Annotated in this window: 8 protein-coding genes; 5 read left to right on the forward strand and 3 right to left on the reverse strand. The window is 68.2% G+C overall.

What is annotated here, in order from left to right:
* Positions 1–70: 70 nt before the first annotated feature.
* Together CCR98_RS15815 and CCR98_RS15820 are read right to left on the reverse strand one after the other, a co-directional pair.
* The gene (locus tag CCR98_RS15815) at positions 71–3,598 is read right to left on the reverse strand and encodes a hybrid sensor histidine kinase/response regulator (RefSeq protein WP_087923349.1); all 3,528 of its coding nucleotides are present in this window, start codon (positions 3,596–3,598) and stop codon (positions 71–73) included.
* A gap of 96 nt (positions 3,599–3,694) precedes the next feature.
* On the reverse strand, positions 3,695–7,237 hold the full coding sequence (locus CCR98_RS15820) for an ATP-binding protein (RefSeq protein WP_087923351.1): 3,543 nt from the start codon (positions 7,235–7,237) through the stop codon (positions 3,695–3,697).
* Positions 7,238–7,401: 164 nt separating this feature from the next.
* Here CCR98_RS15820 and CCR98_RS15825 point away from each other — a divergent pair, with 164 nt between their 5' ends.
* From CCR98_RS15825 to CCR98_RS15835, 3 genes are read left to right on the forward strand one after another with little or no spacing between them, the layout of a single operon-like run.
* The gene (locus CCR98_RS15825; protein WP_087923353.1) at positions 7,402–8,046 is read left to right on the forward strand and encodes a YceI family protein; all 645 of its coding nucleotides are present in this window, start codon (positions 7,402–7,404) and stop codon (positions 8,044–8,046) included.
* Positions 8,043–8,615 carry a cytochrome b gene (locus tag CCR98_RS15830; RefSeq protein ID WP_005418388.1) on the forward strand — a complete coding sequence of 191 codons (573 nt, stop codon included), beginning with the start codon at positions 8,043–8,045 and terminating at the stop codon, positions 8,613–8,615. Before CCR98_RS15825 ends, CCR98_RS15830 begins: the two co-directional genes overlap by 4 nt.
* A gap of 3 nt (positions 8,616–8,618) precedes the next feature.
* Positions 8,619–9,191, forward strand: a complete 573-nt coding sequence (locus CCR98_RS15835; RefSeq protein WP_014038147.1) for a YceI family protein — start codon at positions 8,619–8,621, stop codon at positions 9,189–9,191.
* Positions 9,192–9,224: 33 nt separating this feature from the next.
* Here the strand turns inward: CCR98_RS15835 and CCR98_RS15840 are convergent, their stop codons facing one another.
* A complete protein-coding gene (locus tag CCR98_RS15840) occupies positions 9,225–9,500 on the reverse strand; it encodes a glutaredoxin family protein (RefSeq protein WP_198361095.1) in 276 nt (91 codons plus the stop codon).
* A gap of 96 nt (positions 9,501–9,596) precedes the next feature.
* Here CCR98_RS15840 and CCR98_RS15845 point away from each other — a divergent pair, with 96 nt between their 5' ends.
* Together CCR98_RS15845 and CCR98_RS15850 are read left to right on the forward strand one after the other, a co-directional pair.
* The gene (locus CCR98_RS15845; RefSeq protein WP_024956918.1) at positions 9,597–10,979 is read left to right on the forward strand and encodes an L-serine ammonia-lyase; all 1,383 of its coding nucleotides are present in this window, start codon (positions 9,597–9,599) and stop codon (positions 10,977–10,979) included.
* 93 nt (positions 10,980–11,072) lie between these two features.
* Positions 11,073–12,068: an alpha/beta hydrolase gene (locus CCR98_RS15850; RefSeq protein WP_087923356.1), complete on the forward strand. Its 996-nt coding sequence runs from the start codon at positions 11,073–11,075 to the stop codon at positions 12,066–12,068.
* Positions 12,069–12,104: the final 36 nt, after the last annotated feature.

The following is a 12,104-nucleotide window of genomic DNA, read 5'->3' on the forward strand; positions in this document are numbered from 1 at the left end:
GCCATCCCACGGATTGCACGCTTTTGACGTTGATCCGGCAGGTGCAGGGCTGCAAGCCCTGCAATAATCCCTACCTTCCCATCACCCTGGCGATCGCTTCCACCAGCAGTTCGCCGGTCACCGGCTTGCGCAGGAAGCCGCCGATGCCGGCCGCTTCCACCTGCTGCTGAAGGTCCGGATCGGTGCGCGCGGTCACCGCCAGCAACGGCAGCATGTAGCCCTGGTTGCGCAGGTGCTGGGCCAGTTCGAAGCCGCTCAGGCCCGGCAGGTCCAGATCCAGCAGGCCGACGTCGAAATCGCCGGCACTGATCTCGCGCAGCGCCGCCAGCGCATGGCCGGCATGCACCACCTCGTGGCCGCGTGCACTCAGCAGCCCCCGCACCACATCGGCCACGGTGGCATCGTCCTCGACCAGCAGCACCCGCAGCGGTGGCATGTTCGCCGCCTCGTCGCGATGCCCCTCCCCGGACGCCTCGGCATCACTGTCCACCACCAGTGGCAACGGCAGGGTCACGCCGAAACAGGTGCCTCGGCCCAGCTGGCTCTCCACCTGGATCCGCCCCTGCATCGCATGTGCCAGCTCGCGGCAGATCGCCAGGCCGAGGCCGCTGCCACCGTACTGCGCTGCGGTACGTGCACCGTCGGCCTGCTCGAAGCGGCGGAACAGGCGCTGCTGCTGTTCCTGGCTGATGCCGGGGCCGGTATCGCGCACTTCGAAATGCAGCGCGCGCAGCTCGCCATCGCAACGTGCGTGCAGGGTGATGGTGCCGCGGCTGGTGAATTTCACTGCGTTCGACAGCAGGTTGAGCAGGATCTGCCGCACGCGCATGGCATCACCAGTGGCCTGCAGGCCCGGCGGCAGCTGGTTGTCGAGGGTGAAGCGCAGGCCCTTCTGTGCGGCCAGTGGGCCCATCAGCGCCGCCAGATCCTGCAACAGGCCATTCAACGCAAACGACTGCGACTGCAGTTCCAGGCGCCCGGACTCGATCCGCGCCAGGTCCAGCGCATCGTTCACCAGGTGCAGCAGGTGCTCGCCAGCATGCCGGATCGACTGCGTGTAGCCGCGCTGCTGCGGGTCCAGTGGCGAGGCCAGCAGCAGTTCGCTCATGCCCAGCACGCCGGTCATCGGCGTACGGATCTCATGGCCAAGGTTGGCCAGGAAGCGGGTCTTGGCCGCCGAGGCCTGCTCGGCCAGTTCCTGCTTGTGCAGCGCCAGCTGGTAGGCGTGGCGCCGCTGCAGGCGGCGTCGGTACAACCAGGCGAACCAGCTGGTCAGCAGCAGCCCGACCGACGCCAGCACCAGCAGGCCCGACAGGCTGCGCCACCACGGCGGCTGCACGCGGAATTCCAGGCTCTGCACCCGCGACCACACATGGTCGGCCGAGCGTGCCTGCACCTCCAGCCGGTAGCTGCCCGGCGCCAGGCGCGAGAACAGGCGCTCGCCAGCCGGCCCGACTTCGACCCAATCCGGGTCGTAGCCGGCCAGGCGGTAGCGATAGGTATTGGACGCCGAGTCGGCGAAGGACAACAGTCGCGCGACGATGCGCAGGTCGCGGTCGCCATCGGCGATCTGCAACGGCGCATCGTGGGTCATGTCCAGCACCTGCTCGTTGCGGCGCACTTCCACCCGCTCGATCACCAGTGGCGCGCGACGTACCGAAGGCCGCACCTGCTCCGGATCGAACACCACCGCGCCTGCCGCCGTTCCAGCCACCAGGTGGCCATCGGCCGCTGCAATCAAAGTGTGTTCGCGGAATTCCTGGCTTGGCAGGCCGTCGTGCACGCCGTACAGGCGCACGCTCTGCCCATCGGCACTGACACGGACCAGGCCGCGTGCGCTGGTCGCCCAGGCCACACCCTGCGCATCCACCACCAAGCCGGAGGCGGAGATCGCCGGATAGCCCTGTTCGGCACCGACCACCGCCTGCCGTTCCAGGCGCCCCTGGCTCCAGCGGTATCGCGACAGGCGCCCGTCCTCGGACAACCAGACCTGGCCGTCGCGGCCTACGTGCAGCGCATGGATGGCCGTTGCCGGCGCACCCGGCACCGGCTGGAAGCGCTCGCTTTCCGGCAGCCACTGCAGCAGGCCACGGCTGCTGGCCAGCCAGATATGGTCCTGCGGACCGCATTCCACATCGAGGTTGAGCTGGCCCTGCTGCAGGCCACGCTGGCCATTGTCCAGCTCGCGCCGCACGCGCCCGTCGAGGTCGCGCTGCTGCAGGCCCGCAGGCAGCATCAGCCAGAGGCTGTCGCCGTCGCAGGTCATCATCGCTTCGATGACACCTTCCATCGCCGCATCGGCGCCAGCGTCACGCCCCCAGCGGCGCAGCTCGCGCCGTTGCGGGTCGTAGCGCACCAGCGCATCGGTCGAGCCGATCCAGACCTGGCCACGCCGGTCCTCGCGCACCGACGACAGCCAGTGCATGCCGTTGACCCAGGTACGGTGCTGCTCGATCCTGCCGGTTTTCGGATCGAAGCGATCCAGCGCACCATGGCTGCCCACCGTCCAGACGCCGCCATTGCTGGATGGGCTGGTGCCCAGCACGAGCGCATTGCGCAGCGAGCTGGGGTCGTCCTCCAGGCGCGACAGCACCGAGAACTGCCACCAGCGTGGCAGCAGGTGCCACAGCCCGGCATTGGTGCTGGCCAACCAGATGCCACCTTCGCGGTCCTCGTAGGCACCGGTCCAGTTCGGCCGCACCGGACCGCGCGCGATCGCGCTGTACAGCGGCACGGTCTGGTACTGGCCATCAACCGCCCGCCCCAGACCGGTGCGCGTGTCCAGCCAGTGCCCGCCCTGCTCGTCGCGCAGCATCATGCCCAGCACCTGCTCGCCCGCCGGCAGCTTCCACGGGGGGGCTTCGAAGCGCCCATCCGGGCGGCGCACGGTGGCCCCGGCCAGCGTGCTGATCCACAGGCTGCCATCCGGTTCGGCGGTCAGCCCGTTGATCAGCAGGCTGGGAATGACGTCCGTACCGACACGCTCGAAGTCGGTCCCGGTCCAGCGCGCCACGCCATGCTTGGTCCCGATCCACAGGCTGCCATCGGCCAGCGTGGCCAGGTAGGGCACCGACGACGAGGGCAGGCTGCGCGGATTGTTCGGCTCAGGCAGGAAGCGCTGCAGGCGGTCCTGGCTGTCCAGGCGGTACAGGCCGCCTTCGTGGGTGCCAAACCAGATCGAGCCATCGGGCGTGCTGGCCAGGCTCCAGACCGTGTTGGTGCCCATCAACGGCTGGCTGCTGCGGTCGTAGAAGTGCAGCTGCCGGCGGTCGGCGGACATGCGCACCAGGCCGGCATTCTCGGTCCCTATCCACAGCTGGTTGCGGGCATCGACCAGCACCGTCCAGATGCGGTTGTCCCGCAGCCCGTCCTCCGAGCGCCACACCCGGTAGGTACGACCGTCATAACGGGCCAGGCCATCGTTGGTGGCGATCCACAGGTAGCCGTACCGGTCCTCGGCCATGCGGTTGACGGTATTGGACGGCAGGCCATCGAACACCGTCACCTGCCGCGGGCTCGGAGGCACCGGCTGTGCCGCAGCGGGCAACGCGCAGCACAGAAGGACCAGCAGCAGCATCGCCGCCCGCAGATACACCACCGATTGCCTCCTCACGCTGGTCCTGATCATTCCCGCGCTGCGGGCGTCGGCATGGTAAACCGAAAGTCGCGCCGTTCACGCCCGGCGCCGGCGCAGTCACGCAGTCGCCTGTCGTTTCGCACGCGCCTGGGCGATGGCCGCCACCAGCAGGTCGCCGGTCACCGGCTTGCGCAGGAAGCCATCGAAGCCTGCGGCCAGCACCTGGGTTTCGGCGTAGGCATCGGAACGGGCGGTCACTGCCACCAGCGGCAGTTCATAGCCCATGGTGCGCAGCTGGCGGGCGATGGCCGTACCGTCCAGCGCGGGCAGATCGAGATCGAGCAGGCCGACGTCGAAACCATCGGTGGCGATCTCCGACAGCGCGCCCAGGCCATGCAGCACGTGGACCACCTCATGCCCGCGCACCCGCAGCAGGCCGGCGATGACCTCGGCCACCGTGGCATCGTCCTCGACCAGCAGGATGCGCAGCGGCGGCAGTTCCGGCAGGGCCGCCACCTCGCCCGCGGTGCTGGCGGCCTGGCGCGTCCACGGCAATGGCAGCCGCACGCGGAACCGCGCGCCTTTGCCTGGCTGGCTGTCCACTTCGATGCATCCGCCCATCGCCATCGCCAGCTCCTGGCAGATCGCCAGCCCCAGCCCGCTGCCACCGTAGCGCGACGCGGTGCGCGGGCCGTCGGCCTGTTCAAAACGATGGAACAGGCGCTGCTGCTGCTCGGCATTGATGCCCGGGCCACTGTCATGCACTTCGAAACACAGCCCGCCCTTTTCTTCCAGGCGCACGGCCAGGCCGACGTGACCACGCTCGGTAAACTTGATGGCGTTGCCGAGCAGGTTCAGCAGGATCTGGCGCACGCGCATCTCGTCGCCGCTGACACTGACCGGCCCGGGCGGGTCTTCGCCGCGCTGGAACTCCAGCTGGCGCTGCTGCGCCATCGGCTGCATCAGGCCCTGCACCTGGTCGAGCAGCTCCCCCAGGTCGAACGGACGCAGGTCCAGTTCAAGCCGCCCGGCTTCGATGCGGGCCAGGTCCAGCGCATCGTTGACCAGCCGCAGCAGATGGCTGCCGGCCTGCTGGATCGACCCCGCATAGCCGCGCTGCACGGGATCCAGTGGGGTCGCCAGCAGCAGCTCGCTCATGCCCAGCACGCCAGTCATCGGCGTGCGTACTTCGTGGCCCAGCGTGGCCAGGAAACGGCTCTTGGCCTGCGAGGCCTGCTCGGCCAGCTGCTGCTTGTGCACCGTCAGCTGCCATTGCTGGCGACGGCGCAGCCGCGCGCGGATCGACCAGACCAGGACCACCAGCAGCAGCGACCCCAGCAGGATGTAGCCGAAGATCGCCATGCCACTTCGCCACCACGGCGGCAGCACCTTCACCTGCAACTGCTGCGAAGGTGTCCACGCGCCCCGGGCGGTCGCCGCCTGCACCTCGATGACATAGCTGCCGGTCGGTAGCCGCGACAGGGTGCGCTGGCCATCGCCGCCCTGCTCCACCCAGTCCTGATCGTAGCCCTGCACGCGGAAGCGGTAACGGTTGCCCTGCGGGCTGGCATAGGACAGCAGCCGCGCATCGATCTGCAGATCGCGGTCATCCGGTCCCAGCAACAGGGTGCCGGTGAGCGGCAACGGTTGCCAGCCGCGCGCATCGTCTCGGCGTACCCGCACTTCGGCGATCACCAGCGATGAAGACGGCAGCACGGTGTCGTCGGCATTCACATCGAAGGCTACCAACCCGGTCTGGGTGACGGCCAGCACGCGGCCATCGGCATTCACTGCCGGTGGCCGGCCGGTGAACTCCGCATCGGACAGGCCATCGCGCTCGTTGAACTGCTGCAGCCGCCGCGTTTTCGGGTCCCACCGCAGCAGGCCGCGCGGCGTCGTGGCCCACAACTGGCCATTCTCGGCCAGCGCCAGCCCACCCATGGTGACCGGCGGCACGCCTGCACTGCCGTCGATGCGCTGGATCAGGCGCAGGCTCATGCCATCCCACTGGTAGCGCTCGAACGCGCCTTGGCGCGCCAGCCACAACTGCTGCGGATCGATCCACACCAGGTCGTAGATGGGCCCGCGCGAAATACCCGGCACTGCCTCGAAGCGTCCAGCCTGCTCGCGCCAGATGCCCATGTCGCCCATCACCCAGGGCCGGCCATGGGCGTCGAAGCGGATCTGCTCGATCGGTGCATCGGCGGTCCCGCGGAAATGCTCCAGCGGATAGCTGTGCAGCAACCGACCCTCTGCATTGCGCTGCTGCAGGTCCAGTCCCATCACCGACACCCACACCGTGCCGTCAGGCGCCTGTCGCATCAGGTCGATGCGCTGGCGAAGATCCGCACTGCCATCGATCCGCAGATCGCGCAGCGCGCCGGTGGCCGGATCGTAGACGGTGATGCGACCGCCGCGTCCCAGCCACAGGCGACCATCCGGGCGCGGCAGCACCGACCACACCACGCCGTTGCCCAGCTGCCGGTCGCTGGCCAGCAGGCGCAGGGTGCCCTGCGCATCCAGCTGGTAGACCCCTCGCGCCGAGCCGACGTAGTAGTTCTTGCCGTCGCTGGCCGCGCTCAACAGGTACTGGCTGTCCAGCGGCTTGCCGTCGAGCTGGTTCCAGATCGAGAAGCGCCGCCAGTCCGGTGGCAGATAGGCCAGGCCCTGGGTCAGCAGCGCCACCCACAATCCGCCCTCGTGGTCCTGCAGCAGATCGAGCACACCGCTGTGCGCGGTCAGGAAGCCGCTGCCGCGGTCGCCCTCCAGCCGGCGCAGCGCCGCCGCATCCCCCCGCAACAGACCATCGGAGGTGCCGGCCCAGTACCCCCCCTGGCGATCGGCCAGGACCAGGGCCGAGCGCAGCTGGGCGCTGTCGGCCCATCGCGGACGACTCACCCGGTCCTGCCCATCGATGCGGTACAGGCCATCGTTCTGGCTGCCCACCCAGATCGAACCCTCCGCATCACGGCTCAACCGGAGCACGCTCAGCGTGCCCAGTTCCCGCGCGCCCACCGGCTCGAACCTGCTGCCGTTCCAACGCGCCACGCCGGCTTCGGTGCCCACCCACAGGCGGCCCCGCGTATCGACCAGGCTGGTGAAGATGCTGTTGCTGGGCAGCCCCCCCGGCTGCGCTGGATCATGGGTGTAGAGGCGCACGCTGCCGTCTTCGCCAAGCCGGCAGACGCCATGGTTGTTGGTCCCGATCCACAAGGCGTCGTCGACATAGGCCAGTGCCCAGAACTGCCCCTGGCAGGTGGAGTTGACCATGTCGAAGGTCCGGAAGCGCTCGCGGTCGGCATCCAGGCGGGCCACGCCCTTGCCGTTGATGCCCACCCAGATCCGGTCCAGCGGATCGATCAGCAGGGTCTCGATCTCGTTGCCAGGCAGCGAGCCCGGCTGCTCCGGGTCGTGCTCCCAGACCCGCAGGCTGTTGCCGTCATAACGGGCGAGCCCACCATCGGTGGCGGCCCAGATGTGGCCCTGGCGGTCCTCGGCCAGCGCCACCACCATGCGCGACGGCAAGCCTTCGGCGGCACCGAAGCGGCGCAGGCGCGGTGTTTCTGCCATGTCCAGGGTCGCAGCCGCCGTGGCCATCGCCATCAGCAGCAGTCCCATACCTGCGATGCCACGGCACCACCGGCGCCAGCCGCTCGTCATCCTGAACCCCCTGTCCTGGACCGATTGTCACACAGGGCCGGGTTCATGGCTGCAACAGCCCGTTTCCAGCGGTGGCACCACCACGAACTGTTGCAGCCATGCACGCAACGTTGGCAGGGGGCTGTGCGTATGATCACAGCGTCCCCTTCCGGAGCCCGCCATCGATGCGTCCCTGCCTGGCCCTGCTGCCGATGCTGCTCGCCACCGCCCCCGCCTGGGCGGCCACCGACACCTATCGCCTCGATCCGGTGCACACGCGGGTGCTGTTCTCCATCGACCACGCGGGCTACTCGCAGGCCATGGGCACGGTGTCCGGCAGCGAAGGCCGCGTGCAGTTCGATCCCGACAACTGGCGCGACGCCACCCTGCAAGTGGACATCCCGGTGTCGCGTCTGGACCTTGGCGACGCCAAGTGGAACCAGGCCACGCTGGCCCGCAGCCTGCTCGACGGCGAGCGATTCCCCAGCGCACGCTTCGTCTCCAGCCGGGTCGAGCCGATCGACGCCAAGCGTGCGCATGTGATCGGCACGCTGACCCTGCGCGGGGTCAGCCAGGAAGTCACCCTGGACGTGACCCTCAACGCGCTCAAGCGCTACCCGCTCCCTCCATTCCGACGCACCGCCGGGTTTTCCGCCAGCACGACGCTGAGCCGGCGCGCGTTCGGCATCACCGCCTGGCCGGGCGTCATCGGTAATGCGGTACAGGTGCGGATCGAGGCTGAGGCCACCCTCGACCGCAGCGACGCGCCGGGAACTCCGGCTCCCGTTCCACACTCCGACCACACGACGGCCCCCAAGGACCCTTCATGACCGCCAAGAACACCCCCGCCGCCTGGGGGAGTGTCAGCCAGATACTGCACTGGTTGATCGCACTGCTGATCCTCGCCCTGGGCGTGGTCGGCCTGACCATGGGCGAACTGCCCAAGACGCCCAAGTACTTCTGGGTCTACACCGCGCACAAGTCGATCGGCATCACCGTGCTGGCGCTGGTGCTGTTCCGTCTCGGCTGGCGCCTGTATGCCGGGGCACCGAAGCCGGTGCCGGGCGTGCCCAGCTGGCAGGAACGCATCGCCAGTGCCACCCACGTGCTGTTGTATGTGCTGATGTTCGCCATCCCGCTGTCGGGCTGGCTGTACGATTCGGCCAGTGGCCTGCGCCCGTTCCGTTGGTTCGGCCTGGTCGACGTGCCCAAGCTGAGCGGCCCCGACCCGCAGGTCGTCGCGGTGTCCCATGCCCTCCACGAATACGGCTTCTGGCTGTTGATCGCGGTGGTGCTGGCCCATGCCGGCGCTGCTTTCTACCACCACCTGTTCCAGCGCGATGCAACGCTGTCCCGCATGTTGCCGCGCGGCTGGCTCGCCTCCCCTCAGAAGGACTGACCGATGAACCTGAAACTGACCACTCCGGCCGCCGTGGCCGCCGCCCTGGCCGGCATGCTGGCAACCGCCCCGGCGCTCGCTGCGGACTATGCGCAGGCCCCGGGTGCCGGCTCGATCCTGGTGTTCGCCACCAAGTACGACGGCGAAGTGTTCACCGGCAGCTTCCCGGGCTTCGCCACCAAGCTCAGCTTCGATCCGGCCAACCCGGCCGCCGGTTCGCTGGATGTGGTGATTCCGCTGGCAGGCGCCAAGAGCGGCAACAGCGACCGTGACTCGACCCTGCAGGGCGCCGACTTTTTCAATGTCGGCAAGTTCGCCACTGCGCGTTACACCGCCAAGGGCTTCCGCGCCGTGGGCAACGATCAGTTCGCCGCCGATGGCACCCTGGAGCTGCGCGGCGTCAGCAAGCCGGTCACCCTGACCTTCACCTGGAAGCCGGGCACCCAGCCGGTGCTGACCGGCAAGGCCACGGTCAAGCGCCTGGACTTCGGCGTCGGCGGTGGTGACTGGGCTGATACCAAGACCATTCCGGACGACACCGCGATCAGCACGATCGTGAAGTTCGACGCGAAGTAAGACGCTTCCGGTTGTGCCGGCCGCTGGCCGGCATTAACGGATATCGGGTGGTTGCCGGCCAGCGGCCGGCACTACCTGACCGCCTTCGGCCAACCACGCCTGCACCGTGGCCGCATCGAACGGCCAGTCCAGCTCGCGCTCGCCGCGCTCGTCACGCAGCACCGGCACCCGCGCGCCATAGCGCGCTTCCAGCGCCGGCTGGTCATCCAGGAACACCGATTCGAACTCCGGCGTCCGCGCTTTGGCCAGTTCGGCCAGGGCCAGGTCGCACAGGTGGCAATCGTCACGCTGGATCAGGGTCAACACCAGTCAGGCTCCCGTGGCGGAAATGCTGCGCCGCAGCCATCGGATGGCCCGGCAAGCCGCTAGAATAGCCGCTTGTCCGGTACCCGCAGTTTGGCATCCATGGCTGTCAGCACGTTCGACGTTTTCAAGATCGGCATTGGCCCGAGTTCCTCGCACACCGTCGGGCCGATGAAGGCCGCCGAGCGATTCATCCATCGCTGGCTGCTCGATCCGGGCCGCCTGCACGAGGTCGCACGCATCCGCGCCGATGTCTATGGCTCGCTGGCGCTGACCGGCCGCGGCCATGGCACCGACAAGGCGATCCTGCTGGGCCTGGAGGGCCAGCGGCCGAACCTGATCGACCCGGACATCATCCCGGCCACTCTGGAGCGCATCCGCAGCAGCAAGCGCATCCAGTTGATGGGCCAGCATGAGATCGCCTTCGACGAGAAGCGCGACCTCGGCATGAACAAGCGCCAGAAGCTGCCGTACCACACCAACGGCATGCGCTTCACCGCGTACAACGCCGAGGACGAAGTGATCGCCACCCGCGATTACTACTCGGTCGGTGGCGGCTTCGTGGTCAACCAGGACGACGCCGCCGATGACCGCATCGTGCCCGACGAGACTCCGCTGCCCTATCCGTTCAAGAGCGGCGACGAGCTGCTGGCGCAGACCGCACGCAGCGGCCTGAGCATCGCCCAGCTGATGTTCGAGAACGAGAAGTGCTGGCGCAGCGAAGACGAGATCCGCGCCAACCTGCGCGAGATCTGGAGCGCGATGCAGTCGTGCGTCGCGCGTGGCATCCGCGAGGAAGGCGTGCTGCCGGGTGGCCTGAAGGTCGGCCGTCGCGCACCGGCGCTGTACCGTGAGCTGTCGTCGAAGCCGGAAGCGGCGATGCGCGATCCGCTCACCACGCTGGACTGGGTCAACCTGTACGCACTGGCGGTGAACGAAGAGAACGCCGCCGGTGGCCGCGTGGTGACCGCACCGACCAACGGCGCCGCTGGCGTGCTGCCGGCGGTGCTGCATTACTTCGACCGTTTCTGCCCCGGCGCCAACGAGCAGCGCGTGTTCGACTTCCTGCTGACCTCGGCGGCGATCGGCATCCTGTACAAGGAAAACGCTTCGATTTCCGGCGCCGAGGTGGGCTGCCAGGGCGAAGTGGGCGTGGCCTGCTCGATGGCGGCCGGTGGCCTGGTCGCGGCGCTGGGTGGCAACCCGAGCCAGATCGAGAACGCCGCGGAAATCGGCATGGAACACAACCTCGGCCTGACCTGCGACCCGATCGGCGGCCTGGTGCAGATTCCGTGCATCGAGCGCAACGCGATGGGCGCGGTGAAGGCGATCAATGCCTCGCGCATGGCGATGCGTGGCGACGGCAAGCACAAGGTGTCGCTGGACAAGGTCATCAAGACCATGCGCGATACCGGCCGCGACATGCAGGACAAGTACAAGGAAACCAGCCGCGGTGGCCTGGCGGTGAACGTCATCGAGTGCTGAGTTGTAGCGCCGGGCCCATGCCCGGCTCTACATCGAACGACACCGTCACCGCGTTCCGGTTAGGCTCGGGGCTCCCTCGCCCCGGATTGCCCCATGCGCGTGATCGCTGCCGCCCTGATTGCCTGCCTTCCGCTGCCTGCCCTGGCCGCGCCCACTTACGGGCCGCGGCTGGAGGGTTTCGATTACGGCTATCCGGTGAAGACCTTCGCGCTGGAGTCGCAGCGGCAGCCGCTGGAGATGGCGTACCTGGACATCGCGCCTAAGAAGGCGCCCATCGGCGTGGTGGTGCTGCTGCACGGCAAGAACTTCTGTGCCGCCACCTGGAAAGAATCCATCAAGCCGCTGGTTGCCGCTGGCTACCGGGTGATCGCCCCGGACCAGGTGGGTTTCTGCAAGTCCAGCAAGCCGGAGCGCTATCAGTACACGTTCGCGCAGCTGGCGGCCAATACCCATGCGCTGTTGCAGCAACTGCAGCTGGGGAATGTACCGGTGCACCTGGTCGGGCACTCGATGGGCGGCATGCTGGCGGTGCGCTACGCGCTGATGTTCCCGCAGGACCTGCGCAGCCTGTCGCTGGTCAATCCGATCGGCCTGGAAGACTGGAAGGCGCTGGGCGTCCCCTGGCGCAGCGTGGACGCGTGGTACGCCGGCGAAATGAACATCAGCTATGACAGCATCCGCCGCTACCAGCTGGAGGTGTACTACGACGGCAAATGGAAGCCGGCGTATGAGCCGTGGGCGCGGATGCAGTCGGGCATGTACGAAGGCCCAGGCAGGCAGGCCGTTGCATGGAGCCAGGCGCTGGCCTCGGACATGGTGTTCAACCAACCGGTGGTGTACGAACTGAAGAACCTGCAGGTGCCGACCACGCTGTTCATCGGCCAGAAAGACCGCACCGCGATCGGCCGCGACCAGGCACCGCCTGCGGTGAAGGCGGCGCTGGGCAACTATCCGGTACTCGGCAAGGCGGCGGCCGCAGCGATTCCCGGCGCGACGCTGGTCGAGTTCGCCGAACTGGGCCATTCGCCGCAGGTGCAGGACCCGAAGCAGTTCAACGCCGCATTGTTGAAGGCCTTGAAGTCCCGCTGACCGACGGCTCCCTTGTAGAGCCGAGCCCATGCTCGG

Origin of the sequence: Stenotrophomonas sp. WZN-1 (assembly GCF_002192255.1) — a bacterium.
Lineage (GTDB): Bacteria > Pseudomonadota > Gammaproteobacteria > Xanthomonadales > Xanthomonadaceae > Stenotrophomonas.

Coding starts and splice junctions, on each gene's coding strand:
- CCR98_RS15845 (WP_024956918.1), top strand. CDS start 9,597: ATGGCTGTCAGCACGTTCGACGTTTTCAAGATCGGCATTGGCCCGAGT.
- CCR98_RS15830 (WP_005418388.1), top strand. CDS start 8,043: ATGACCGCCAAGAACACCCCCGCCGCCTGGGGGAGTGTCAGCCAGATA.
- CCR98_RS15825 (WP_087923353.1), top strand. CDS start 7,402: ATGCGTCCCTGCCTGGCCCTGCTGCCGATGCTGCTCGCCACCGCCCCC.
- CCR98_RS15850 (WP_087923356.1), top strand. CDS start 11,073: ATGCGCGTGATCGCTGCCGCCCTGATTGCCTGCCTTCCGCTGCCTGCC.
- CCR98_RS15820 (WP_087923351.1), bottom strand. CDS start 7,237: ATGACGAGCGGCTGGCGCCGGTGGTGCCGTGGCATCGCAGGTATGGGA.
- CCR98_RS15835 (WP_014038147.1), top strand. CDS start 8,619: ATGAACCTGAAACTGACCACTCCGGCCGCCGTGGCCGCCGCCCTGGCC.